The organism is Bacillus sp. ISL-7, from assembly GCF_018613065.1.
Map to the genome: position 1 here is coordinate 26,695 of NZ_JAGGQW010000082.1, position 24,065 is coordinate 50,759.

22 protein-coding genes and 9 tRNA genes are annotated in these 24,065 nt (G+C 40.0%); 26 read left to right on the plus strand and 5 right to left on the minus strand.

Annotated elements, in window-relative coordinates; all coding sequences use genetic code 11:
* Nucleotides 1–58: 58 nt before the first annotated feature.
* The 3 genes from J7E66_RS28160 to J7E66_RS28170 all read left to right on the plus strand — a co-directional run bounded on the left by J7E66_RS28160 (nucleotide 59) and on the right by J7E66_RS28170 (nucleotide 2,970).
* The gene (locus tag J7E66_RS28160; RefSeq protein WP_215006409.1) at nucleotides 59–523 is read left to right on the plus strand and encodes a DinB family protein; all 465 of its coding nucleotides are present in this window, start codon (nucleotides 59–61) and stop codon (nucleotides 521–523) included.
* Nucleotides 524–798: 275 nt separating this feature from the next.
* Nucleotides 799–2,625: an APC family permease gene (locus J7E66_RS28165; protein WP_215006458.1), complete on the plus strand. Its 1,827-nt coding sequence runs from the start codon at nucleotides 799–801 to the stop codon at nucleotides 2,623–2,625.
* Nucleotides 2,626–2,640: 15 nt separating this feature from the next.
* Nucleotides 2,641–2,970 (plus strand): hypothetical protein, encoded by a 330-nt coding sequence (locus tag J7E66_RS28170; RefSeq protein ID WP_215006412.1) that lies wholly within the window; start codon nucleotides 2,641–2,643, stop codon nucleotides 2,968–2,970.
* Here the strand turns inward: J7E66_RS28170 and uptA are convergent.
* On the minus strand, nucleotides 2,967–3,560 hold the full coding sequence (uptA, locus tag J7E66_RS28175; protein ID WP_251033179.1) for an undecaprenyl phosphate transporter UptA: 594 nt from the start codon (nucleotides 3,558–3,560) through the stop codon (nucleotides 2,967–2,969). The genes J7E66_RS28170 and uptA overlap by 4 nt on opposite strands.
* A 170-nt stretch (nucleotides 3,561–3,730) precedes the next feature.
* Nucleotides 3,731–5,089 (minus strand): magnesium transporter, encoded by a 1,359-nt coding sequence (mgtE, locus tag J7E66_RS28180; RefSeq protein ID WP_215006415.1) that lies wholly within the window; start codon nucleotides 5,087–5,089, stop codon nucleotides 3,731–3,733.
* A 229-nt stretch (nucleotides 5,090–5,318) separates the two neighbouring features.
* On the opposite strand from mgtE, the gene J7E66_RS28185 reads away from it, so the two are divergent.
* On the plus strand, nucleotides 5,319–6,095 hold the full coding sequence (locus J7E66_RS28185) for a hypothetical protein (RefSeq protein WP_215006418.1): 777 nt from the start codon (nucleotides 5,319–5,321) through the stop codon (nucleotides 6,093–6,095).
* 70 nt (nucleotides 6,096–6,165) lie between these two features.
* On the opposite strand, the gene J7E66_RS28190 is transcribed toward J7E66_RS28185, so the two are convergent.
* Nucleotides 6,166–6,834: a sulfite exporter TauE/SafE family protein gene (locus tag J7E66_RS28190; protein ID WP_215006420.1), complete on the minus strand. Its 669-nt coding sequence runs from the start codon at nucleotides 6,832–6,834 to the stop codon at nucleotides 6,166–6,168.
* A 224-nt stretch (nucleotides 6,835–7,058) separates the two neighbouring features.
* Here J7E66_RS28190 and J7E66_RS28195 point away from each other — a divergent pair, with 224 nt between their 5' ends.
* The 6 genes from J7E66_RS28195 (at nucleotide 7,059) to J7E66_RS28220 (ending at nucleotide 14,762) form a co-directional block, all read left to right on the plus strand.
* A complete protein-coding gene (locus J7E66_RS28195; RefSeq protein WP_215006424.1) occupies nucleotides 7,059–8,132 on the plus strand; it encodes a D-alanine--D-alanine ligase in 1,074 nt (357 codons plus the stop codon).
* A 103-nt stretch (nucleotides 8,133–8,235) separates the two neighbouring features.
* Complete coding sequence (locus J7E66_RS28200) at nucleotides 8,236–9,615, plus strand: UDP-N-acetylmuramoyl-tripeptide--D-alanyl-D-alanine ligase (RefSeq protein ID WP_215006427.1); 1,380 nt, start codon at nucleotides 8,236–8,238, stop codon at nucleotides 9,613–9,615.
* Nucleotides 9,616–10,206: 591 nt separating this feature from the next.
* A complete protein-coding gene (cshA, locus tag J7E66_RS28205; protein ID WP_215006430.1) occupies nucleotides 10,207–11,703 on the plus strand; it encodes a degradosome RNA helicase CshA in 1,497 nt (498 codons plus the stop codon).
* 91 nt (nucleotides 11,704–11,794) lie between these two features.
* Nucleotides 11,795–12,760 (plus strand): UV DNA damage repair endonuclease UvsE, encoded by a 966-nt coding sequence (uvsE, locus tag J7E66_RS28210; protein ID WP_215006433.1) that lies wholly within the window; start codon nucleotides 11,795–11,797, stop codon nucleotides 12,758–12,760.
* 72 nt (nucleotides 12,761–12,832) lie between these two features.
* Complete coding sequence (locus J7E66_RS28215) at nucleotides 12,833–13,309, plus strand: PH domain-containing protein (RefSeq protein ID WP_215006436.1); 477 nt, start codon at nucleotides 12,833–12,835, stop codon at nucleotides 13,307–13,309.
* The gene (locus J7E66_RS28220; RefSeq protein WP_251033181.1) at nucleotides 13,299–14,762 is read left to right on the plus strand and encodes a PH domain-containing protein; all 1,464 of its coding nucleotides are present in this window, start codon (nucleotides 13,299–13,301) and stop codon (nucleotides 14,760–14,762) included. Before J7E66_RS28215 ends, J7E66_RS28220 begins: the two co-directional genes overlap by 11 nt.
* Before the next feature lie 211 nt (nucleotides 14,763–14,973).
* Here the strand turns inward: J7E66_RS28220 and J7E66_RS28225 are convergent, their stop codons facing one another.
* Nucleotides 14,974–15,699: a rhomboid family intramembrane serine protease gene (locus J7E66_RS28225; protein ID WP_215006439.1), complete on the minus strand. Its 726-nt coding sequence runs from the start codon at nucleotides 15,697–15,699 to the stop codon at nucleotides 14,974–14,976.
* Between the two features lie 104 nt (nucleotides 15,700–15,803).
* Here J7E66_RS28225 and acpS point away from each other — a divergent pair, with 104 nt between their 5' ends.
* The 6 genes from acpS (at nucleotide 15,804) to J7E66_RS28255 (ending at nucleotide 21,915) form a co-directional block, all read left to right on the plus strand.
* The gene (acpS, locus tag J7E66_RS28230) at nucleotides 15,804–16,154 is read left to right on the plus strand and encodes a holo-ACP synthase (RefSeq protein WP_215006442.1); all 351 of its coding nucleotides are present in this window, start codon (nucleotides 15,804–15,806) and stop codon (nucleotides 16,152–16,154) included.
* Nucleotides 16,155–16,348: 194 nt separating this feature from the next.
* A complete protein-coding gene (locus tag J7E66_RS28235; RefSeq protein ID WP_215006445.1) occupies nucleotides 16,349–17,362 on the plus strand; it encodes a LolA family protein in 1,014 nt (337 codons plus the stop codon).
* Nucleotides 17,363–17,485: 123 nt separating this feature from the next.
* Nucleotides 17,486–18,649 (plus strand): alanine racemase, encoded by a 1,164-nt coding sequence (gene alr / locus J7E66_RS28240; protein WP_215006448.1) that lies wholly within the window; start codon nucleotides 17,486–17,488, stop codon nucleotides 18,647–18,649.
* 271 nt (nucleotides 18,650–18,920) lie between these two features.
* The gene (locus J7E66_RS28245) at nucleotides 18,921–19,202 is read left to right on the plus strand and encodes a CopG family ribbon-helix-helix protein (RefSeq protein ID WP_066097189.1); all 282 of its coding nucleotides are present in this window, start codon (nucleotides 18,921–18,923) and stop codon (nucleotides 19,200–19,202) included.
* 4 nt (nucleotides 19,203–19,206) lie between these two features.
* Nucleotides 19,207–19,557 (plus strand): type II toxin-antitoxin system endoribonuclease NdoA, encoded by a 351-nt coding sequence (ndoA, locus tag J7E66_RS28250; RefSeq protein ID WP_007083556.1) that lies wholly within the window; start codon nucleotides 19,207–19,209, stop codon nucleotides 19,555–19,557.
* Nucleotides 19,558–19,740: 183 nt separating this feature from the next.
* Nucleotides 19,741–21,915 carry a Tex family protein gene (locus J7E66_RS28255; protein WP_308162617.1) on the plus strand — a complete coding sequence of 725 codons (2,175 nt, stop codon included), beginning with the start codon at nucleotides 19,741–19,743 and terminating at the stop codon, nucleotides 21,913–21,915.
* Between the two features lie 249 nt (nucleotides 21,916–22,164).
* Here J7E66_RS28255 and cmpA read toward each other — a convergent pair whose 3' ends face one another.
* Nucleotides 22,165–22,278, minus strand: coding sequence for a cortex morphogenetic protein CmpA (cmpA, locus tag J7E66_RS28260; RefSeq protein ID WP_088085061.1), 114 nt, complete (start codon nucleotides 22,276–22,278; stop codon nucleotides 22,165–22,167).
* Between the two features lie 95 nt (nucleotides 22,279–22,373).
* Here cmpA and J7E66_RS28265 point away from each other — a divergent pair, with 95 nt between their 5' ends.
* From J7E66_RS28265 to J7E66_RS28310, 10 genes are all read left to right on the plus strand, one after another.
* Entirely contained in the window at nucleotides 22,374–22,847 is a 474-nt protein-coding gene (locus J7E66_RS28265) for a SprT family protein (RefSeq protein ID WP_215006455.1), read from the plus strand.
* Nucleotides 22,848–22,969: 122 nt separating this feature from the next.
* A tRNA-Asn gene (locus tag J7E66_RS28270) sits at nucleotides 22,970–23,044 on the plus strand.
* Nucleotides 23,045–23,047: 3 nt separating this feature from the next.
* Nucleotides 23,048–23,138: transfer RNA gene (locus J7E66_RS28275), tRNA-Ser, on the plus strand.
* An 11-nt stretch (nucleotides 23,139–23,149) separates the two neighbouring features.
* Nucleotides 23,150–23,221, plus strand: a tRNA-Glu gene (locus J7E66_RS28280).
* Nucleotides 23,222–23,282: 61 nt separating this feature from the next.
* Nucleotides 23,283–23,357, plus strand: a tRNA-Gln gene (locus J7E66_RS28285).
* Between the two features lie 24 nt (nucleotides 23,358–23,381).
* A tRNA-Leu gene (locus tag J7E66_RS28290) sits at nucleotides 23,382–23,466 on the plus strand.
* A 61-nt stretch (nucleotides 23,467–23,527) separates the two neighbouring features.
* Nucleotides 23,528–23,613, plus strand: a tRNA-Leu gene (locus tag J7E66_RS28295).
* A gap of 60 nt (nucleotides 23,614–23,673) precedes the next feature.
* Nucleotides 23,674–23,747 (plus strand) — tRNA-Arg (locus tag J7E66_RS28300).
* Nucleotides 23,748–23,753: 6 nt separating this feature from the next.
* Nucleotides 23,754–23,830, plus strand: a tRNA-Pro gene (locus J7E66_RS28305).
* Between the two features lie 16 nt (nucleotides 23,831–23,846).
* Nucleotides 23,847–23,920 (plus strand) — tRNA-Gly (locus J7E66_RS28310).
* Nucleotides 23,921–24,065: the final 145 nt, after the last annotated feature.

Below are 24,065 nucleotides of genomic sequence, written 5' to 3' on the forward strand. Positions count from 1 at the left end.
AGACAAGGCAAAAATCAATTAAACTATAGCTATGTAATCGAATGGGAGGGAAAACAAAATGAGTGAATTATTATTTAAGCATTATGAGTTAGCAAGGGATAGGTTTGTTAAAAGTGTTGATGCACTAGAAGAGGGGATTGCTGATGTTCAGCCGGAAGGGTTTAACAATACTATCCACTGGCATGTTGGCCATGTCTTAACTGTTGCCGAGCAATTTATGTTTGGCTTCCCGAAAAAATCAACCCAACTGCCAGCAAACTATATGGAGCTATTTGCCTCGAGGACTAGTCCTGCTGCTTGGCAGGGAGATGTTCCTTCGGTACAGGAATTAGTTGTGCAGCTGCAAGAACAAGTGTCAAGGATTAAAGAAATTCCAGCGGAGAGTTTTAACCAAAGGCTAAAAACACCATTCCTTGGTCAGGAAACGTTTGGTGAACTAACAACTTTTGCGATTTTCCATGAGAGTATTCATTTAGGCCAAATACAGGCAATGAAACGTGTCATTAATGGAGCGGTAAAATAGTTTTTTGAAAAAAGCTACTGTAAAAGCATGGAGACTAATAATGTCTCCATGTTTTTTTGTTTGCAAATAGGTGGTAATAATAAATATTATATGCCCTCTACTAATAATTTTCTTCATAATCGTGCTATTTAGGATAAGACTAAGTAGTAATATTAATTTTAATCGACATTACATGAAAAATTTGGTACTTCGTCAAAAGAAAACACTTCATATTAACTAGTGTCTTGTGTTAAAATCAATCGGTAATTCTACTTCTAATGTGGTGGGTGAATCAGGTGCTCTCTTCTTTTAAGAGATTCTTAATCGGCCGGCCGTTAAAATCAACGGCACTAGGCGAACAAAAATTAAACATTTTGAAGGCTTTAGCGATTCTCTCTTCCGATGCCTTATCATCTGTAGCTTACGGAACTGAACAAATTCTAATTGTGTTAGCAACCGTAAGCATCATTGCCTATTGGTATTCGGTTCCGATTGCAGTTGGAGTATTATTTCTATTAGCGGCACTCATCCTTTCCTATCGACAAATTATCTATTCCTACCCTCATGGCGGTGGGGCTTATATTGTTTCGAAAGAGAACATCGGTGAGAAAGCAGGATTAATTGCCGGGGGATCCCTTTTAGTCGATTACATATTAACAGTGGCAGTAAGTGTTTCTGCTGGTACGGATGCGATAACATCAGCTTTTCCAGCCTTACATACGCATACCGTAGGGATTGCGTGTGTTCTGGTAGTTCTGATTACAATTCTCAATCTTCGCGGTTTAACAGAATCAGCGTCAATCTTAGCTTATCCGGTCTATTTGTTTGTTGTTGCCCTGTTCATTTTAATTGGTGTAGGTCTATTTAAAATCATGACTGGCCATGTATCACTGACTGTCCAGCATGCACCAATTGGGGCGCCTGTTCAAGGGATTACGCTTTTTTTGCTGTTACGCGCCTTTGCGTCGGGATGCTCGGCATTAACTGGGGTAGAAGCCATATCGAATGCAATCCCCAGTTTTAAAGATCCGGCACCAAAGAATGCGGCCAAAACATTAATATTAATGGGGACGCTTCTTGCGCTGTTATTTACGGGTATTACTTTCCTAGCTTATTATTACGGTATATCGCCAAAGCATGACGAAACGGTCGTCTCGCAAATTGCCAAAGAAACCTTCGGGCGTAATTATCTTTACTTTTTTGTCCAAGGAACGACCGCCCTCATTTTAGTTCTGGCAGCTAATACCGGATATTCTGCTTTTCCTTTATTAGCGTATGCACTTGCCAAGGATAAGTATATGCCAAGAATGTTTACGATTAGGGGGGACAGGCTCGGGTATTCGAACGGGATTGTATCCTTAGGAGTAGCCTCCATCTTGCTTATTATCTTCTCTAAAGGGCAAACAGAGCACTTAATCCCTCTTTATGCGGTTGGTGTATTTATTCCGTTCACCTTATCTCAAACGGGAATGATTATTAAATGGTTACGTGAAAAACCAGCCGGATGGGTTTCTAAACTTAGTGCCAATTTAATTGGCGCTCTCATCACCTTAGCCGTGTTAATCATTTTCTTCCTGACGAAATTTAGTCAAGTATGGTTTGTGGTGATCTTCTTACCAATAATCGTTTTTGCCTTCAAACGAATTAATTATCATTATGAAGCGGTGGGTGAACAATTGAGGATTCATCCCGACCATCCAGCGCAGCCAATTGAGGGAAATGTCATTATTGTACCTGTTGCAGGGATTACGAAAGTGGTTGAAAACTCAATTAATTATGCGAAATCACTAACTGATCAAATCTTTGCTGTTTATGTGTCGTTTGACCGTGAGGATGAAAAGCGTTTTGAAGAAAAATGGCAGCAATGGCAGCCGGATGTTAGGCTTGTTACCTTACAGTCACATTATCGAAGTGTGCTTATTCCCTTATCGAAATTTATTGATACTGTAGAACATAAGGCAGAGGAAAATAATTATCGTGTAACGGTTTTGATTCCGCAGTTTATTACCAAAAAGAGTTGGCATAATATCCTGCACAATCAATCAAGTTTATTAATTCGTACCTATCTTATTTTTAAAAAGAGGGTTATTGTGTCCACACTGCCATTTCATTTTAAAAAGTAATAGGTGGGGTGGGATATGGATTTTTTGGTCGAAAATAAATGGACCATATTAGTCAGTCTTGAAGTATTAGCGTGGTCATCGACATTCTTTATGTTATATGCCAGGTATGGTTTGAAATCAAGCTTCTGGTTTAAGATAGCGACGGTTTTATTTGCGCTAACGGGGGTTATTCCACAGGTGTTAATGGGGATCGTAAACTTTATAGCAACCAAGAAAGTCGACCTCTTCACGTTAATCATTGTTTTACTCATTTTATATGGATTTACGCTTGGGAGAAACCATGTGAAAAGGCTTGATGCATGGGCACAAAGGAAATTTTCAGCAAGGCAAAACCACCGGGATTAATCGGTGGTTTTCTTTGTTTTTTTGACTAAAAAGTAGATCGCCCCTAGAACAATGGCTCCGATGATGGCTGGCATCACATAGGGTTGTGCGTATTCTTTAATATGAGACCAGTTACTGCCTAGGACTTTACCCAGGTATAGAAACAGGATGGTCCATGGGATAATGGCTGCCACAGTGTAAAGGGTAAATTTAGTTGCTGACATTTTGGCAATGCCCGCCGGAATGGAAATCGCGTGTCTGACAACTGGAATGAATCTTGCCGAAAAAATCACTCCTGCGCCATATTTTTCAAACCATTGCTCAGCAATGTCAATATGGTTCTTTTTAATAAGGACATATTTTCCGTATTTTTCTAAGAAAGGTCTGCCCCCGTAATAACCCGCCCAATATAAAAATAACTGGGCGAGCGTTCCGCCGATCGTCCCGGCAATCACTGCCCCGATAAAATTGAGATGCCCCTGCGAAATCATATACCCGCCATAACCCAAGACGATTTCACTTGGAATAATCTCTATCATTAATCCTATGGCAATGCCGAAATATCCTAATTGTGATAAAAACTCCAAAATATTATTAATAAAGTCTGTCATAATCCACCTTCACTTATAAAAAAATAATCAGTCTAACTTAATAATTCTATAACAGTTTGTCTCATAATGATATAAATATGGTGTTTATCATTGAGACACGCTTAATTTATGAAAATTTTGAAACGTCTACATTACATAACGATTCACTTCAAGAAAGGTTTCATTTTTTCCTACATTAAATATTTTAAAAACATGGTTGCAATGCCAAAGTAGGTAAGCAATGAAAAAATGTCATTCAAGGTGGTGATCAGTGGTCCTGAGGCAACGGCAGGGTCAATTTTCAAACGAAAAAGAATAAGTGGAATAATCGTCCCGGCAAGTGTCCCAATGATTAACGTGAAAAATAGCGAGCAACCGACAACGGCACCTAAAATGAGACTTCCCTGCCATATATATGCGATGACCGCGATAAGGACAGAGCAGGTGATCCCGATCGTAATCCCAACACCAAGTTCCCTTGCGATTAAGCGAGTAATTACGCCCTTATCAATATCGTAAGAGATCAGCCCTCTTACTACGACCGCAAGGGATTGGGTTCCAGTGTTTCCCGTCATTCCTGCAATCATCGGCATAAAAAAGGCAAGTGCCACAACCTGCTTGAGGGTATCTTCAAAACTGCTGATAATTCTCCCAGAGATGACACCGATGAACAATAGCAGGATGAGCCAAGGGAGTCTTCTTGCAGCCGCAACTAATGTTTTGGTTTCAAAGTCGATTGATTTCCCAGTAGCGGACAATTTTTCGATATCTTCATTTGCTTCCTGAATGACGATGTCGATAATGTCATCGACCGTGACAATCCCAACGAGGACATTATTCTCATCCACAACCGGGATGGCTAGGAAATCATACCGCTCCACGATTTGCGCCACAACCTCTTGGTCTGTTGCCACCGTAACGGAAATAATCCTTTCATACATAATCGTCCGTATCTTTTCGTCTGGCTCTGCTAATAGTAAATCACGATAGGAAACTACGCCGACAAGTTTTCGGTCTTCATCAATCACATATAAATAGTTAATAGATTCGGCAAATTCTGCGAATACTTTAAACTTATCAACTGCTTCTCGAACCGTAAAATAGCTTCGGATCCAAACAAATCGGTTGGTCATGATTCTTCCTGCTGTTTCCGGAGGATATTTCATGATATCCTGGACGGCATTAGACTCCTCTGCTTTCATCCCAGATAGGAGGGAATCCTTTTTCTCCGGTGATAATTCATGCAGCAATAACGCCAAATCATCATTATCCATTAAATCAAGGACCTTACTTGATTTTTCAATTCCTAAAATATTTAATAAGTCGAGCTGGTCTTCTTTATCAAGCTCTTCCATTAGGTCAGCTAGAATATCAAATTTTAAAAACAGGAGAAATCGTCCTTTATGTTTTTCAGGTAGATCTTCATATATCTTTGCTATATCATAGGGCTGGAGTTCTTCGAGTATTTTTTCGAATTCAGTTTTTTTATTTTCTTTTAAGGTTTTAATAATATAAAGACTTAATTCATCTTGAGTCATATCTTTAATCATAGGTGATAGACCAACTCCTTATCTTGCTAATGCATAGATTCTAATTTGATAAAGAAATATAGATGAAAAAGGAAAGTTAACAAATAATAATCAATAGGCATAATTCTAGTATGTGTTAATCAAACTTATTATTTGTAAAAGAATTGAAATAAGCTATTTGGACTATTATTTGATAAAATAAGGAAGTATTGACTAAATCATTTCATGTGTTGATCGGAGGAGTTTTGCTTTGAAGAAGCATCATCAAGACATACAGGATCTCATCTATGTCCATTTGAACCAAACAGACCAGTATGTAATGTCTTCCGGTATCGAATTTGCTGAATTCGCTGCTGCTTTTTCAGGTTCATTAAATCACTTACTTTTACTAAAGCACCGCTTTGATGATGCTGATTTTAATATGCATACACAACTCGAATATTGCCCTGAAGAAAGAATTAAAAAGTTAGCGGCGGACAATGTTTATAGTTATGAAAACTTTTGCTGGATTGATTTTATTGAGGAAGATGTGTTGAATGAACTGACGGGACAGGAAATCGCTGAATTATTGTACTTAGGTCATCAAAAGCATCATTTGAAAATGCCTTTTTATAATAAATTAGGGAACCGTTTTGTTTATTTAGCACAAGATGATGGCTGGTATAACAAAACTTATTACCGCAGCTTCAAAGATTTTTTTCATGTGCTTAGCGAAGTAGTGGCCATAAAATTAGGAGATCTTAAGATTGAAAAATCGATCCTAGGATTCCGTAAGAAAAGATCGTATCCTCAGGTGAATAAAGAAATCCTGCTTTCATTAACACCCTTCATTAAAGAAGGAATTTGCATTTCATTACGGGCTGCAGATCACCAGCGGGGCAAAATTGAAATTCCCATCTGGGTAATTGGTGATTTCGCCAATATGGATGACATGGTGGAGGAATATGATCAAATATCATCTAAACCATATCACGCGAAAATTATTTTTGACAAGAAGACAAAAGAATGGAAATTAAATGTCATCTAAATCATTTGGCTTGATAAAAAAGTCCCACTCCATATGGGTGGGACTGTTTTTTATGGTGCTTTCGCTTTTCTTATGAAAACCATAGGTTAAATAATCCTTCGTTCACGCCTAAGTTATACATATAATAAATTCCGAATAATATGCTGATAATGCCCGAGAGATGATTCAAATACCTATTCAACTGTTTACCGGATGTCAAAACAAAGGGGATACCAATAACAGTTGAAAAGCTGAGCATACCAACAACGGTGCCGCAACCGAAAATAAGTATGTATAAAGCACCTTGCCACGCGGTCGAAACGGTACTCATTGTAAGTAGAACCATTGCTGCACTGCCGGCAAGCCCGTGAATGAGCCCGATGAAAAAGGATTTATAATGGGTACGGACTTTTTTTTCAATGGTCTGGCTACCGTCGGTGTGTGGGTGATGATGGCGATGTTTCATAAACGTTACAATACTATTTAAGCCGAGACTAACTAGCATAATTCCTACAATAAACTCAAGACTCAGGGCGACCGTATCTGTGATTGTGTTTTTGGCTACAATCAAAAACATTCCGACAATGAAAAGAGTAGCCGTGTGCCCGATACCCCAGTAGACACCGGCAAAGATTGAGCGCTTTAAATTTTTTGATTCGCTTGCGATGGTTGAAACTGCAATAACATGATCAGGCTCGATGGCATGCTTAATTCCCAGCAAAAAGCCTAATAATAATATGGATAAAAGTGAACCCGTCATTATGTGCCTCCAGATTAGCGTTTTAAACTAATTATACATGAAATATTAGGATAAACGAGAATGAGAAAATTGACAATTTAACCAGCGCTAGTTTTTAAGCAAGCTATGGCCATCATAAAATATTTAGTAGGAAAAAACATATAAAAAATTGGTGGACTACATTTCCTTTCTTTTTAAAATAAGTGTTAAAATATAACCGTGAATGAGAAAATGGAGGTTTTCGTATGAAAACAAAATTAGGTTTATTATATGGAGGAAAATCAGCCGAACACCAGGTGTCTCTGCAGACAGCACTGGCTGTCATTCGAGCGTTAGACCTTGAAAAATTTGAAATTCATCCTATTTACATAAATACAGAAGGAAAATGGATTAAAGGACCGCAGTTAAGTGAGCCGGTTGAAAACGTGAAGGCGCTTGAATTTGCAGAGGGAAATCAATTATCGCCTTTATCACTCGCGCCCGCACTTTTCCAAGCTGAGAAGCAGGAAACACTTGATGTCATCTTTCCGTTGCTGCACGGACCAAACGGGGAAGATGGAACCGTACAAGGTTTATTAGAACTATTAAACCTGCCATACGTCGGCAATGGAGTGCTAGCTTCAGCAGCAGGAATGGATAAGGTTATGATGAAAAATGTATTTGAACAGGCAGGGCTTGCTCAAGTAAACTATGTTGCCTTTATTAAAAGTGAATGGGAGAAAGCAAAAGCAGAGGCTTATAGCAAGGTCGAAACAGAACTTGGCTATCCTTGCTTTGTAAAGCCCGCAAACCTTGGTTCCAGTGTCGGAATCAGCAAATGTACAAATCGTGCGGAATTAGAAACTGCTTTTGCCGAAGCTTTTCAATTTGACCGCAAAGTCATCATTGAAGAAGGCGTCGTTGCTCGTGAAATCGAGGTGGCGGTTCTTGGGAATGATGAGCCTGAATGTTCGGTTGCCGGTGAAATTGTTCCGAAAAAGGATTTCTATGATTATAAAGCGAAATATGAGAGCGGGGATACAGCGCTGATCATCCCTGCTGACATAACAGACGAAGAATCACAACAAATTAAACAAATGGCAATCCAAGCTTTTAAATCTTTAGATTGTTCTGGTTTGGTCCGTGCCGATTTCTTCTTAACAAAAGATGGAAGAGCGCTAATTAATGAGGTAAATACGATGCCTGGCTTCACTCCATTTAGTATGTTCCCGCTCTTGTGGAAGCACACAGGCTTGGAGTATCCACAATTGATTGAGCGGCTTGTAAGTCTTGCGAAAGAAAGACATGCAGAGAAACAACAGATAAAGTTTACTTTCTAAAAAACGGAGACACGGCTGTAGCTGCCGTGTCAGTTTTTATTTAATAAAGCGGAATATCCGATTAGCGGAGTCCCAAGATTATTTTAGAAAAAGGAGGATATCAATGATAAAACGATCGTTAAAACAGATTGCTGAAATGTTTTCTGCTCAAAATGATATGAGTACGTTTGCTGAAACGAGAATCAAGGGTGTTTCCATTGATTCCCGTAAGATTGAAAATGGTAACCTGTTTATTCCTTTTAAAGGAGAGGTTTCAGACGGACATAAATATGTCGAAGAATCCATCAGTAAAGGTGCAGCTGCGGCCCTTTGGCAAAAGGATGTCCCGAACCCGCCCACCCATTTACCTATTTTGATTGTCGATAATTGCCTCGTGGCCTTACAGGAATTAGCAAGAAACTACCGGCAGCAATTAGACGTAAAAGTGGTCGGTATCACTGGAAGTAATGGGAAAACGACGACAAAGGATATGACTGCCGGCATTCTTGCCACAAATTATAAGGTTCAAAAGACAGAAGGAAATTATAATAATCATATTGGTCTTCCATTAACGGTTTTAGGATTACACGAAGACACTGAAATTGCCGTCCTTGAAATGGGAATGAGCGGCAGGGGTGAAATTGAATTCCTAACGAAGCTTGCCTGCCCGGATGCTGTAGTGATTACCAATATTGGTGAATCACATCTTCTCGACCTCGGTTCAAGGGAGGGAATCGCGGAAGCGAAACTTGAAATCCTCCAAGGGTTAAAAGAAGGGGGACTTGCTGTCCTCCATGGCGATGAACCACTGCTGATGGAACGAATTCAACAACATAAAGGCAATGTACAGGTTAAAACATTCGGCAGAAATGAAACGAATGATCTATATCCAACTGATATTACTCAGTTAGAGAATGGGAATCGTTTCAACATCAACACTTCAAAGACTACTTTCGAACTTCCTGTATTAGGAACGCATAATATTTTAAATGCACTTGCCTCGATGTTGATCGCTAACTATTTTTCAATCCCTTTCGAAAAAATGAATGAGGGGTTAGCTGGTATTAAGTTAACGAATATGCGTATGGAGTTAGTAGAAGGGGACCAAGGCGAAAAAATAATTAACGATGCTTATAATGCAAGTCCCACTTCCATGATGGCGGCGATCGAATTAGTTTCCAATCTTAAAGGGTATGATCGAAAAATCCTTGTCTTAGGGGACATGTTAGAGCTTGGTCCACAGCAAGAACAGTATCATCAGCAAATTGGAACTGCTTTAAACCGTGATAAAGTCGATCTTCTGTTTACCTATGGAAACTTAGGGGGGCATATTGCAAACTCAGCCCGAACTGTTTTGGGAGAAGAAAGAGTGTTTGCTTTTACAGAAAAAACACCACTTATTCAAGAATTAAAGCGGCATGTAAATAAAAATACTTTAATCCTTGTTAAAGCATCAAGAGGTATGAAATTAGAGGAAATCGTAACGGCTTTGCAAAAAAAATAAAAGAAATTAAAACTGACGAATTAATGAATGATTTAAGCTTGATAAAAGAAAAATAACTGAGACCCCCCTTGTGTGGAGAAGTTGCCCTTCTTATCGAGTATTGGACAATTTGATGAAGTAATAGGATCGGTTTGAACCTGTAACAAACTTGTCTTTATTGCAAAATACTAGCAACAGTGGTATGATATTCATCAACGTGTCTAAAGAACGATTATTAAAGGGCATACTCCTTGAGGGAGCATGTTTTTTTTTGGTAAAATAAAGATGTTACCTATTTACGGCATTTTGATGCGTGTCCGCTCAAGCGCCAAGGGAACCGAGCCGTTTCGGTCCTGCCTAAGATGAAGTATAAAAATCCACTGCCATCATGTGATAAAATTAAAATTTATTTTATCCGTGATGAACTTTAAACCTACTTGATCAAAGATGAAAGATAACCTATAGCATTTTTATTAATTCAAAATAGGACTTCACTTGGGCCCTCAAGCGCTTTTCGCCTCTAAGAGCAGGCGCTTCCGCTTTTCTGAGTATCAGGCGAAAATATTCAGCACTTAAAAAATATTTTCACATAGATGAAGGAGAATGAAAACATTGACAAAGTTTGAAGAATTAGGTCTAAGTCAGGCCACGTTACAATCCGTCCTCAAAATGGGTTTTGAGGAGGCAACACCAATTCAGTCAGAAACTATTCCATTGGGGCTAAAAGGTATTGATTTGATCGGGCAAGCTCAAACAGGAACTGGTAAAACAGCTGCATTTGGGATTCCATTGATTGAAAAAGTCGATATTAGTGCGGATGCAATCCAAGGTATCATTATTGCGCCAACTCGTGAACTTGCGATTCAAGTATCAGAAGAACTATATAAACTTGGTTCAGGCAAAAGAGTTCGCGTATTGCCAATATATGGCGGGCAGGATATCAGCCGTCAGATTCGCTCATTAAAGAAAGCACCACATATCATTGTTGGTACTCCAGGCCGTGTATTAGATCATATCAACAGAAAAACGATGCGCCTCGAAACGGTAAACACAGTGATTCTTGATGAAGCAGATGAAATGTTAAACATGGGCTTCATTGAAGACATTGAAACGATTCTTGCTTCGACACCAGCTGAACGTCAAACATTGCTTTTCTCTGCAACTATGCCAGGACCGATTCAAAGAATGGCAGAAAAGTTCATGAAGGATCCGCAAATTATTCGTGTCAAAACGAAAGAAATGACCGTTCCTTCAATTGAACAGTATTACCTTGAAGTAGTTGAAAGAAATAAGTTTGATGTATTAACAAGACTTCTTGATATTCAATCCCCTGAACTTGCGATTGTTTTTGGTCGTACGAAGCGCCGTGTCGATGAATTATCGGAAGCATTAACTTTAAGGGGTTATACCGCAGAAGGTATTCACGGTGATTTAACTCAGGCAAAGCGTATGTCAGTTCTTCGTAAATTTAAAGAAGGAACAATTGATGTGCTTGTTGCAACGGACGTAGCAGCAAGGGGACTTGATATCTCCGGAGTAACTCACGTATACAATTTTGATATTCCTCAAGATCCTGAGAGCTACGTTCACCGTATTGGACGTACAGGTCGTGCGGGTAAAAAGGGTGTGGCTTTAACATTTATTACACCACGTGAAAAATCATATCTTGCTGTCGTGGAAAGAACGACTAAAAGCAAGATGGAAAAAATGAAAGCTCCTACGCTTGATGAAGCATTAGAAGGTCAACAAAAAGCAGTTGTAGAAAAAATCGTAGCAACGATTGAATCAAACAACTTACATTATTATAAAGCAGCAGCTCAAGAATTGTTGGAAGAAAATGATGCAGCAACTGTTGTCGCAGCTGTGTTGAAAATGTTAACAAAAGAACCGGATACAACACCGGTTAAGCTGACAGAAGAACAGCTTCCACAAAGACGGGAAAGAAAACCCCAAGATCGTGACCGTAGAAGAAGAGATGATTCTAGAGGTTCAGGTTCATACGGCGGGGACCGTAACAGAAAAAAAGCACCAACAAAGCCACGCAGTGGTGAAAAAAGAACTGGCGGTGGCGGTAAGTCAACTTCAAAGCCAAGAACTTTTAACCACTAAAATACAAGAGCATGGACGATATCGTTCATGCTTTTTTTATTTGACCAAAAGGGGAACAGTAAACATAACGCATTCTAGTTGGGGTGATTTTATGACGATTGTAAAACTTGGATATGTAGCAATGAGTGTAGAGCTTCAGAATGCTTCCCCCTCACAAACGATGACATTTGCTCAATTTGAAAAAATAAAAGACCGGGACGCAGCGATTCGGAAATTAGAGAGAATCGCTATATCGAACTTAGAAAATTGCTTGCGGTTATTAAAGCACAATGAGGGTAACCAAATTCATTTTTTCAGGCTAAGTTCGCGGGTCATTCCCCTGGCTAATCATGAGGAATTACTGGACTGGGACTACATCAAACCATTGAAAGAACCACTCAAAAAACTAGCCAATTATATAAAAGGGCACCCTTCTAGGATTGACTTCCATCCAGATCATTTTGTGGTGCTTAATTCACCGAATAAGGATATTTTGATTAATTCCTTAAAGACGCTTGCAATGCATGAAAGACTCCTAAAAGGAATGGAAATAGATACGGAACACCGTTGTGTACTTCATGTCGGTGGAGGGTATAACGATAAGGAGAAAGCCCTGGAATACTTTATTCATAATTGGGCCTATGTTTCCCCTGCAATCCAAAAAATGATTATGCTCGAAAATGATGATACGACATTTACAATAAAGGAGACACTATACCTTTGTGAAAAGTTGGGTCTGCCGATGGTGTTTGATTATCATCATCATCTTGCTAATCATGAAGAGGAAGACTGGACTGCTGATTGGGAGCGGATTGTTGCGACTTGGGCACAGTCTCCTCTGCCAATAAAGATACATATATCCAGTCCGCGCTCCGAAAAGGATTTTAGAGCCCATGCGGACACAATTGACCCGCAAATGTTTCTTCGATTTTTAAATCAAGTTAAGGGAACGGTTCCAGAGATCCACTGTATGATTGAAGCGAAGCAAAAAGATGCGGCGCTTTTTCAGCTGGTAAAGGATTTTCAAGAGTGTGAAGGAGCTACGTGGATCGACCAGTCCAGTTTTATTATCGAATAAGTAGTAGTGCCGTACTCCCCAACCATGTATACTTAAACTGATTTTGAGATTGTAAAGCAGGGGGAGAGATGAATGGTTGAACCGCAAAATCGACTTTCGGAAAAGGCCTTAAAGGTATGGAGAATCTCTGCGGTAATCAAGGTTGTCATAGAATGGTCGATTACAGCTGTTATTGTTTTACTATTAGATATTTTCGATGGTCCCTTCTGGATGTCGCTTACCCTCATCATATTAGGAGTTATTTTTACATTTTTACATATTTTTCTGTTTCCTGCACTCAGATGGAAATGGTGGAGGTATGAAGTTCGTGAGGAAGAAATAGAACTGCAGGAGGGTTTCTTTATCCGAAGTCGTACCTTAATACCAATGGTTCGCGTCCAGCATGTAGATACCGTCCAAGGACCTATCTTAAGGAAGTACAAATTAGCCTCAGTGATTGTTCATACAGCGGCCACAGCCCATCAAATTCCTGCTTTGGAAGAAACAGAAGCAGAACAATTAAGGTTCAATATATCGAAACTAGCAAGGGTTGCTGAAGATGATGTCTAAACCAAAACGACTTCATCCCATAGCCATTTTGGGATATATGGATAAAAGAATAAAAAACTTTATTTTTCCAATTGCTGCTTTTACATTTTCGGTTACTCGTGATAGTGGGCGCCCGTTATTATTCGCCTTAGGTGTATCCTTTATATCAATTATTATTATTTTTATCACCAGTCTCCTCTCGTGGTTACGGTATACATATAATTTGGAACAGGATGAACTCCGGATTAAAGATGGGATTTTCATTCGGAAGAAAAGATACATTCCATATGAACGAATTCAAAGTATCGATCTTTCCGAAGGTATTTTACAACGATTGTTCGGGTTGGTAAAACTCCAAATTGAAACGGCTGGCGGAGTGGGAGCAGAAGAAGCGGAAGCCGTCCTTTCTGGGATATCGAAAGAGGAGGCTCTGGTAATCCAGGAATTTACGGCAGCAGCTAAAGGGAACTGGCCAATCGAAGGAAAAGATCTACCTGAGGGTCAATCCGTTTATAAAATATCCACCGGACAATTATTGATTCTTTCCCTAACCTCAGGTGGTGTTGGGGTGGTCATCTCAGCTGTCCTTGCGTTATTAAGTCAAGTGGATGACCTGATACCCTTTCGAAGATTAGCCAGCGGTATTGAAAAATGGACGGCCCCTAGTCTAATCCTGCTTACGATCCTTGTGATTATTGGATTTTTCCTGGCATGGGTAATCGCGCTCATTGGTACGATGCTAAAGTATGCTAATTTTACTGTGATCAAAAAAGACAATGATTTAGTTATTACTCAGGGTCTGTTGGAGAGAAGACAAATAACAATTCCGTTGAAGCGGATCCAAGCGATTCGCATCAGTGAAAATATTGTCAGACAACCCCTCGGTTATGCGACCGTATATGCGGAAAGTGCTGGCGGGTCATCGGCCAATCAAGAAGGTTCTAAAGTGACCCTTTTGCCAATCGTCAAGCTAGATCAGATTGCTTCAATCCTTGACCCGGCCATTACAGATTACCTTGTCCCGACCACCTTTACCCTACTACCGAAACGGTCGATGTGGCGCTATATATTCAGGCACTGGTACATTGCTACTCCGATCGTGATTGTGTCGCTGCTATTTTTGAAGACTTGGGGCCTTCTTTCCATCATCCTGCTTGGTGCGATGACGCTTGGGGCTGTTTTAAAATATAAGGCAGCTGGTTGGACTCTTGCTGAACAGCAGCTAACGCTAAGATACCGGACGTTAATGATGATTCGAACGACGGTTATAATGAAGAAAAATAAGATTCAAAGCTTGGAAATAAGAGAAAGTTATTTTCAGCAGAAACAAGAATTAGGAACATTCGAAGCCTTTGTGAAATCGGGCGTCGGTGATGCAGGCGGCACTGTTGTTGATATGGAAAAGGGCGATCTAAAGAAAATTTATGATTGGTATTCTAGCGGCAAAGAAAAAAGGATTTGCAGTGAAAGGTAGTTTCGACTGCAAATCCCTGTTATTTCAAAATAAGAAAGTATAAATTTCGACTTTGAAAATTGTCCAGCCCCAGCGCCCTAGCGGCTAGTGTCCTTCGCTCTCCGCCCTACGATAAGTCAAGCACGAATGCACCTTCGGCTCTTCGTGTTTCCTTTATCTCAGTTGGAGCGCTCCAGGCCATACGCCGCTGAACAGGGCGCTTGCGCTTTTCTTATTGTGCTAGTAATCCGAGAATAGCAATGATAATAATCGAGGCCCAAATGATCACTTTTAATGGAGATTGATAGGAGATGCTGCTTTTCTTACTGCTGGCCCAGTTCGCGGTGCCTCGAATCGAATCAGATAAATCTTTTTTATTAAAATAAGGAATCGCCCCTATTAAAAAACCACCAAGTAATCCAAAAAGATGGGCGGTAATATTAATATTTGGCTGTAAGAATGTCATAATAAGACTGACAACACAAAGAGTAAGAATTATTTGCGAGTTTTGCTTGGAAAGCATATGTTTTCGAAACATAATAACCGCCAGGTAATAACCAAACAAACCAAATATCGCCCCACTTGAGCCAACGTGGGTATAGGTGAGCGGCTGGAGCAGCAGTGTGGCGACATTTGCAATAAAACCTGACAGCAGATAGACAAATAAAAATCTGCCGCTTCCAAGCATGCGCTCCAGTGCCGGTCCAAATAACACAAGTGAAAAGCTATTAAACAGCATGTGCGAAAAACCACTATGAACAAAGGTCGGTGTAATCAGCCGCCAATATTCCCCTTCCTTAATATAAAGATTAACTCCAGAAAGATTTTCAAAGAACCAAGAGTTAGGAAAGATGGTTATACTCGTTAAAAGATATAATCCTACATGAATGGTAATAATAATAGAAACAACCGGATAAAGGCGGATAAAATCGCGAAAACTTTCCGTTCTCGTAAACATGATAAAAACCTCCTGAGTTTCACATTAACTATTAATAAACTAATTTCCGTCCTCGTACATTATTACTTATGCTCATTGTATATTAAATAGAAGGAAGATGAACGATGATTAAAGGGATTGGGATCGATATTATTGAACTTTCAAGGATTGAGGACATCCTCAATCGACAAAAGAAGTTTGTGGACCGCGTGTTAACTCCGAATGAGCGGCTAAAATTTGAAGGTTTATCGGCTGTCAGAAAAGTAGAATTTTTAGCAGGGCGCTTTGCAGCGAAAGAAGCGTATTCTAAAGCGAATGGCACAGGTATTGGAGAGGAACTGTCATTTTTAGATATTGAAATAGAAAATGATAGATCCGGAAAACCCTTTTTTGCAAAGCCAGAGAGGCATGCTCATTTATCTATTTCACATAGTAGAGATTACGCCGTAGCGCATGTAATTATTGAAGAAATTTAGAGCATATAAATTTTTATAAAAATAAATAGCTTGGCAACTCCTTATCATATTCCTTTAGGTTGTCTCATATATTCATAGGGAAACAGGAGAGACAAGGTCAGCTATGGTCATTTTGGAAAGCAAGCTCCATTGCCTGACCCCTGCCTTTCTCTTCTCTATAATCATATGAAATGAGACAAGAAGGGGTTGAAGGAATGAGGAAAAAGTTATTGCTGCTAATCACGGGGCTCATGGTCATTTTTGTACTAGCGGCCTGCGGTTCTAAATCACAAGGTGATGTGGTAAAAGAGCTAACGGGAAAACTAGATGACTTAAGTGGCTATAAGGTGAATGCAAAAATGACGTTGAAAATGGGATCTGATTCACAAATTTATAAGGTTGAAATTTGGCATAAAGATCCTACCTTTTATCGCGTGAATTTGAAAAATGCTCAAAAAGACCAAAGTCAGATGATATTAAGGAATAACGAAGGCGTATTTGTTCTTACACCTGCTCTAAATAAGAGCTTCCGCTTCCAAAGCGATTGGCCGCAAAACAGCAGCCAGGCCTACTTGTATGAATCGCTGATTAAGGATATTGTTGCCGATAAAAGTGCAAAATTCTCCACCACTAAAGAATATTATGTATTCGAAACGAAGACCCGCTATCAAAACAATACAATGCTGCCATTCCAAGAAATCAAATTGAATAAAAGTGATTTATCGCCTGCTGTGGTAAAAGTAATGGATCCGGATCGAAATGCCCTTGTAACTGTTGAGTTTTCCAAAGTGAAATTTAATGCCAGCTTTGACAAGGATGATTTCGATATGAAGAAAAACATGACACGTGCGCAGCTTAATTTGCCTGCTATGGCAGATGGCGGCGATGATGCCTTTACCGTTATGTATCCAACTACAGAACTTAAAGGGACAAAATTGATTGAGGAAAAAGAAGTGGCGCTAGAAGATGGCAAGAGGGTTGTCCTCACCTATGATGGCAAAAAATCGTTCACGCTTGTCCAGGAAAAGGTAACAGCAAAAACAGCGTCTGCGAATCCAACCTATATTGAAGGTGATATTGTCGACTTAGGTATGACGATCGGAGCAGTTTCGGAACACTCCCTCTCTTGGTCGCATAATGGTGTGGATTATATGATTGCATCGAAAAACCTATCGAAGAAAGAAATGATTGAAGTTGCAGCATCTGTCCAAGGTGAAGCAGTAAAATAAATATTGATACTAGCAGGCTCTTACAGGGCCTGTTTTTATTTGTAAATGAAAGTAAACAGCAGTATGATAATTTTTGTGATAAAATGGAATGATATTTAATTAAAGCTATTAGGAAGTGGAAACATGGAAGAGCAAGGTTTTTTTTATAGAGATACATGGGCGGAAATAGATTTAGATAGTATTCTTGCCAATGTTGCCTCCGTCAAAAAGCATTTGCCTCAAGACGTGAATATGATCGCAGTTGTCAAAGCAAATGCATATGGCCACGGGGATATTCAAGTGGCAGAAACAGCCCTTGAAGCAGGTGCAGCCTATTTAGCAGTTGCTTTTATGGATGAAGCGATAGCCTTAAGAAAGAAAGGAATTACTGCTCCTATTCTTGTCTTGGGTGCTGCACGTCCTGAAGATGTTCAAGTGGCAGCGAAATTTAATATTACCCTTACCGTTTTCCAGAAGGAATGGCTGCAAGATGCCATAAAACATCTAAAGACAGAAGATCGAATTTCTTTTCATATCAAAGTAGATACAGGGATGGGGAGGATTGGTGTTCGCAGCTTACCAGAGTTAACTGCAATCGAACAAATCATCTCCGAAAATGACCAATTTATATTGGAAGGGATTTATACACACTTTGCTACGGCTGATGAACTGGATGGAACCTATTTTCGTCAGCAATTAGCGTTATTTGACAGTATGGCCAATGGGCTAAAAGAACAACCGAAGTATATCCACTCAAGCAATAGTGCTGCTGCACTAAGATATCCTAGCGCTTATTTTAATGCCGTTCGGATTGGCATTGCAATGTATGGCCTGACACCTTCACTTGAAATGGAAAGTGAAATTCCTTTTCCGCTCCGGGAAGCATTTTCACTCAGGTCACGACTTGTCCATGTAAAGAAGTTGCAAAAGGGTGAAAAAGTGAGCTATGGGGCAACGTATGAAACCGGTGAAGAAGAGTGGATTGGGACCATTCCGATTGGTTATGCAGACGGCTGGATTCGCAAACTGCAAGGCCAAGAGGTGCTTGTTAAGGGAACGAGGTTGCCGATTGTCGGTCGAATCTGTATGGATCAATGTATGATTCGTCTCCCATATCATGTTCCAATTGGGACCACCGTAACATTAATCGGCGGGGACGAGGATCAGTTTATTTCCGTTAATGAAGTCGCCCAAAAGCTTGACACAATTAATTATGAAGTTCCATGTATCATTGCAAATCGAGTTCCACGCCTTTATAAAAAGGGTGGGAAAATTGTCGATTTAAAAAATTACCTTCTTGAAGATTAATGGGCTAAATGAAGTTTTCTAGTCATATTTATGATATTGCGGTAATTTGTGCATAAAAGAGTGTTTTATTGGCTTATAATACAGTAGTATTATAAATAGTCTATGCAATAAGTTCGATAAGTGTTATTATTGTATATGGTACAGATAGATAAGTGAAACTCACTGTATGAAACCGACTCTGGGTCCACTCATATAGTGTGTTGAATTTATGCGTCAGAAGGAATTCTGGTTAGATAAAAATGGTGTGTAGTGATGGTGGAGGTGTATGTTTGTGGCTGAGTCAGGCGCAACTACGGAAATCTTAGTGAAGTTACCGCAACATCTTTTAACGGAATTAGATGGTTTTGTTAAACAAGAAAATGTAAACCGCAGCGAGTTTATCTACCAAGCAACAAAAATGTATTTACGCGAACGAAAAAAGAGACAAATTCGCGAGTCGATGAGACGTGGATACATGGAAATGGCAAAGATAAATCTTAGAATTGCATCAGAAGCATTTTTAGCAGAATATGAGGCAGAACACACAGTTGAACGTCTTGTAAGCGGAGGATAATCCTTTGATAGTCAAACGTGGTGACGTTTATTTCGCGGACCTATCCCCAGTTGTTGGTTCTGAACAAGGCGGCGTCCGACCTGTACTTGTCATCCAAAACGACATCGGGAATCGGTTTAGTCCCACAGTGATTGTTGCAGCGATTACAGCTCAAATTCAAAAAGCCAAGCTTCCTACTCATGTAGAAATTGATGCGAAGCGCTACGGATTTGAACGAGACTCGGTCATTCTGTTAGAGCAAATTCGTACAATTGATAAGCAGCGGTTAACCGATAAAATCACCCATCTCGATGACGAAATGATGGAAAAAGTGGATGAAGCCTTGCAGGTTAGCCTGGGTCTCATCGAATTTTAATTTAAAGCACGCTCTTTTTAGGAAGAGCGTTTTTTCATACATATCCTGACCTCATTTTCTACATCTGCTTAGGCGAGCTCATATGCTCGCCTATTTTTTTTAGAATAAATAGCGGAAGGCACTTTAATGAAACGGTCTAATGATTCTGATACAATAGAATGAAAAGGAATGGAGGATTGTTTTGTGAATGATACAATCGTAAAAGATGATCAATTGTTAAAGAAAATTGCAGCTGAACTGACAATATCTCATAAACAAGTAAAAAGTGTTATTTCATTATTAGATGAAGGCAATACAGTTCCTTTTATTGCTCGATATCGGAAAGAAATGACAGGAGCGCTTGATGAAGTACAGATTCGCAATATTTTAGAACGCTGGCAGTATATCCAAAACCTTGAGCATAGAAAAGAAGAGGTTATTCGAATCATTGCTGAACAAGGGAAACTAACAGATGAACTTAACCAGGCGATTACCAAAGCCGAAAAGCTTCAAGAGGTTGAAGACTTATACAGGCCATATAAACAAAAAAGACGGACAAAAGCGACGATTGCAAAAGAAAAAGGCTTGGAACCTTTAGCAGAGTGGCTGCTGACTTTTACAAAAGAAAGTGTGGAAGAAAAAGCAAAACAATTTTTATCAGAAGAAAAAGAAGTCATTACGGTTGAGGATGCGATTGCAGGCGCGAAAGACATTATTGCGGAATGGGTTTCTGATGATGCTGAAAGCCGTAAATGGATTCGTAAAGAAACGTTTAAATCCGGTGCAGTTGTATCGGTGGTCAAAGAAGCGGAAAAAGACGAGAAAAACGTTTACGAAATGTACTATGAATATGAAGAACCTGTAAATAAAATTGTTCCGCATCGAATTCTCGCTTTAAATCGCGGTGAAAAAGAGGACATTTTAAGAGTTTCGATTAAAATGAATGCCGATTTAATCCTGTCATATTTGTCGAGAAAATGGATCCGTGTCCAGCACTCACCATCAGCACCCATTGTGTTAGAAGCAATGGAAGATAGCTACAAAAGATTAATTCAGCCTTCCATTGAGCGGGAAATCCGCAATGAATTAACGGATAAGGGTGAAGAGCAAGCCATACATATATTCTCTGAAAACCTTCGTAACTTACTTTTACAGCCACCGTTGAAAGGCAAAGTCGTCATCGGTGTCGACCCTGCCTACAGGACAGGCTGTAAATTAGCAGTCGTAGATGAAACAGGTAAGGTGCTGAAGATAGATGTGATCTATCCCCACCCACCGGTTAACAAAGCCAAGGAAGCGCGTGAAAAGTTTATTCACATCCTCCGCGAGTATAAAGTTGAAATGGCGGCCATCGGAAATGGCACAGCCTCAAGGGAAACAGAACAGTTTGTCGCAGATATCTTAAAAGAAATGGATGAAGAGATTTTCTATTTAATTGTCAATGAAGCAGGGGCCAGTGTCTATTCTGCTTCGGAATTAGCCAGAGAAGAGTTTCCGAATCTGCAGGTAGAAGAAAGAAGTGCAGCCTCTATTGCACGCCGGTTGCAGGATCCATTAGCGGAATTGGTTAAAATTGACCCAAAATCGGTTGGTGTTGGTCAATACCAGCATGATGTTTCCCAGAAACGTCTGTCAGAATCGTTGCATTTTGTGGTCGAAACAGCCGTTAACCGGGTCGGTGTAAATGTGAATACTGCTTCTCCATCACTTTTACAGTATGTAGCGGGGCTTAACAAGACTGCTGCAAATAATATTGTCAAAAAGCGTGAAGAGGAAGGGAAATTTACGAGCAGGGTTCAATTAAAGAAAGTACCTCGTCTTGGTGCAAAAACCTATGAGCAGGCGATAGGGTTCTTGCGCGTATTAGATGGCAAGCAGCCGCTTGACCGAACAGGGATTCATCCGGAAAATTACGACGAAGTGAAGAAATTATTAGCGAGTCTAGGATTTACAACTGATGACCTTGGTTCGGATGAGTTAATAACTGCTCTTAATGGGATTGATTTAAAAGCTGTTTCAGAAGAACTTGCTATCGGGGAATTAACCCTAAAGGATATTATTGATGCGTTGGTAAGGCCGGAACGCGATCCGCGCGATGATTTACCACGCCCTCTTTTGAAAAAAGATGTCCTTAAGTTAGAAGATTTACAAGCAGGTATGGAGCTGCAAGGTACGGTTCGGAATGTTGTGGACTTCGGTGCATTTGTTGATATCGGCGTTAAGCAGGACGGGCTTGTGCATATTTCCAAACTATGCAATAGATTTGTAAAGCATCCATTGGACATTGTGTCAGTAGGGGATGTAGTCACTGTATGGGTGGATTCCGTTGATATGAAAAAAGGCAGGGTTGCGTTAACAATGCTGGCGCCTTCGAACTAGTTGGAAGTAACGGGTTCCTGTAATAATATTATCACCATAAAAGAAGACCATTTCGCAAAGCGAGTTGGTCTTCTTTTATATTTTTGTCCCTATCAATTAACTCTTAGAAATAATTATTAGATGTGAAGGGAAAGGGTCTCAAAAATGTTCGTGAGGACAGAAATAGGAAGGGAATGGTGTAAGTTGTCCTCATGAGGTTTTCATGAGGACAAAAATAGGAAGAGAAGTGCATAAATTGCCCTCATGAACTTAAGAGAAGTGTTTTTTTCTGTAAAAGAACCAGCACTGGTTTAGCATCTTGATCTGATAGCGATCCTTCTCATAGAAAGCTCTTTTCATTTGGTTTTGCAACCAAGTTGGCATAATAAAACCTCCCGAAAAGTACATCATTATTAAAGGTATATACAATATATGCTATAATAGGTTGTCATGTTCGCAAAGAAAGTGAGGGTCCCAAAATGGAACAACAAGAACTTCAATCATTAGTTGAAAAGATATCTGTTGAATCATTTGGGAAGCAGTTTCGACACATAGCGTCTTTCAATCCAAGACTAAGGTCAACAGGCGGCAGATACCTTCTTGGCACACATAATATTGAAATAAATAAAAAATATTACGAGCAGCTAGGTGTAAAGGAATTAGTAGGGATCATTAAACATGAGCTATGCCATTATCATCTTCACCTTGAAGGGAAGGGGTATCAGCATAGAGACCAAGAGTTTAAGCAATTATTAAAAAAAGTAGGAGCACCGCGATTTTGTGCACAATTACCCGATAGACCAGTAAAACGAACATCCAAAAGAATCCTTCTATATCAATGCTCGAAATGTCAGCTATCATACAGGCGAAAAAGAAGCATTGATACAAGCAGATATGTTTGTGGAAAATGTAGGGGAAAGTTGACGAAAATAAAAGAAATAATTTTAGAATGACTTAAGAATTTGGAAAAAATCTTTATCTAAAAACTATATTGACTTTCTATTATAACGTCATTATAATGTAAAGAGTCGATAAGGTGATTGCCTAATTGATTTAAGGTTTTTAATAGTATTATTCCGCAGTAGCTCAGTGGTAGAGCTATCGGCTGTTAACCGATCGGTCGTAGGTTCGAGTCCTACCTGCGGAGCCATATGGGGAAGTACTCAAGAGGCTGAAGAGGCGCCCCTGCTAAGGGTGTAGGTCGGGTGACCGGCGCGAGGGTTCAAATCCCTCCTTCTCCGCCATATAATTTTTTGGCCCCTTGGTCAAGCGGTTAAGACACCTCCCTTTCACGGAGGTAACACGGGTTCGAGTCCCGTAGGGGTCATCTGGGACGGGGAGTGACATTGATTCATTTCCTGTTTCTTAATCTTTATAAACATCAATATTGGGCTATAGCCAAGCGGTAAGGCATCGCACTTTGACTGCGACATGCGTTGGTTCAAATCCAGCTAGCCCAGCCATTTTTTTATAAATCAATATTAAATGCGGGTGTGGCGGAATTGGCAGACGCACCAGACTTAGGATCTGGCGCCGCAAGGCGTGGGGGTTCGACTCCCTTCACCCGCACCAAATGTTTTACTTGAATTAATTTAGTTAGTATGTTATGATTATTTTTGTCGCTAAATATCGTGCGGTCGTGGCGGAATGGCAGACGCGCTAGGTTGAGGGCCTAGTGGGGGCAACCCCGTGGAGGTTCAAGTCCTCTCGGCCGCACCAAATAAATTGTTGACAAACAATACTGAGTCTGGTATACTTTAAAAGTTGACTTCAATACATGCGCCCTTAGCTCAGCTGGATAGAGTGTTTGACTACGAATCAAAAGGTCGGGAGTTCGAATCTCTCAGGGCGCACTTTAACGGGAAGTAGCTCAGCTTGGTAGAGCACTTGGTTTGGGACCAAGGGGTCGCAGGTTCGAATCCTGTCTTCCCGACCATTCGAATAAATTTTACGCGGGTGTAGTTTAGTGGTAAAACCTCAGCCTTCCAAGCTGATGATGAGAGTTCGATTCTCTTCACCCGCTCCAAATTACCTTTAATAATTGTTCTTTGAAAACTAAACAAACAAAATCGTGCAAACAAACAAAATTTTTAGTTTCAATTAAGAAACTAAGCCAACGTAACAAAATGAGCTAATCAACTTTCTTGGAGAGTTTGATCCTGGCTCAGGAC

What these genes read in the sequence shown, in the direction of transcription:
- J7E66_RS28190 (WP_215006420.1), bottom strand. Translation starts at nt 6,834, where the DNA reads ATGACGGGTTCACTTTTATCCATATTATTATTAGGCTTTTTGCTGGGA.
- uptA (WP_251033179.1), bottom strand. Translation starts at nt 3,560, where the DNA reads ATGACAGACTTTATTAATAATATTTTGGAGTTTTTATCACAATTAGGA.
- J7E66_RS28235 (WP_215006445.1), top strand. Translation starts at nt 16,349, where the DNA reads ATGAGGAAAAAGTTATTGCTGCTAATCACGGGGCTCATGGTCATTTTT.
- uvsE (WP_215006433.1), top strand. Translation starts at nt 11,795, where the DNA reads ATGACGATTGTAAAACTTGGATATGTAGCAATGAGTGTAGAGCTTCAG.
- mgtE (WP_215006415.1), bottom strand. Translation starts at nt 5,089, where the DNA reads ATGATTAAAGATATGACTCAAGATGAATTAAGTCTTTATATTATTAAA.
- J7E66_RS28195 (WP_215006424.1), top strand. Translation starts at nt 7,059, where the DNA reads ATGAAAACAAAATTAGGTTTATTATATGGAGGAAAATCAGCCGAACAC.
- J7E66_RS28225 (WP_215006439.1), bottom strand. Translation starts at nt 15,699, where the DNA reads ATGTTTACGAGAACGGAAAGTTTTCGCGATTTTATCCGCCTTTATCCG.
- J7E66_RS28265 (WP_215006455.1), top strand. Translation starts at nt 22,374, where the DNA reads ATGGAACAACAAGAACTTCAATCATTAGTTGAAAAGATATCTGTTGAA.
- acpS (WP_215006442.1), top strand. Translation starts at nt 15,804, where the DNA reads ATGATTAAAGGGATTGGGATCGATATTATTGAACTTTCAAGGATTGAG.
- J7E66_RS28220 (WP_251033181.1), top strand. Translation starts at nt 13,299, where the DNA reads ATGATGTCTAAACCAAAACGACTTCATCCCATAGCCATTTTGGGATAT.
- cmpA (WP_088085061.1), bottom strand. Translation starts at nt 22,278, where the DNA reads ATGCCAACTTGGTTGCAAAACCAAATGAAAAGAGCTTTCTATGAGAAG.
- J7E66_RS28215 (WP_215006436.1), top strand. Translation starts at nt 12,833, where the DNA reads ATGGTTGAACCGCAAAATCGACTTTCGGAAAAGGCCTTAAAGGTATGG.
- alr (WP_215006448.1), top strand. Translation starts at nt 17,486, where the DNA reads ATGGAAGAGCAAGGTTTTTTTTATAGAGATACATGGGCGGAAATAGAT.
- J7E66_RS28170 (WP_215006412.1), top strand. Translation starts at nt 2,641, where the DNA reads ATGGATTTTTTGGTCGAAAATAAATGGACCATATTAGTCAGTCTTGAA.
- J7E66_RS28160 (WP_215006409.1), top strand. Translation starts at nt 59, where the DNA reads ATGAGTGAATTATTATTTAAGCATTATGAGTTAGCAAGGGATAGGTTT.
- J7E66_RS28200 (WP_215006427.1), top strand. Translation starts at nt 8,236, where the DNA reads ATGATAAAACGATCGTTAAAACAGATTGCTGAAATGTTTTCTGCTCAA.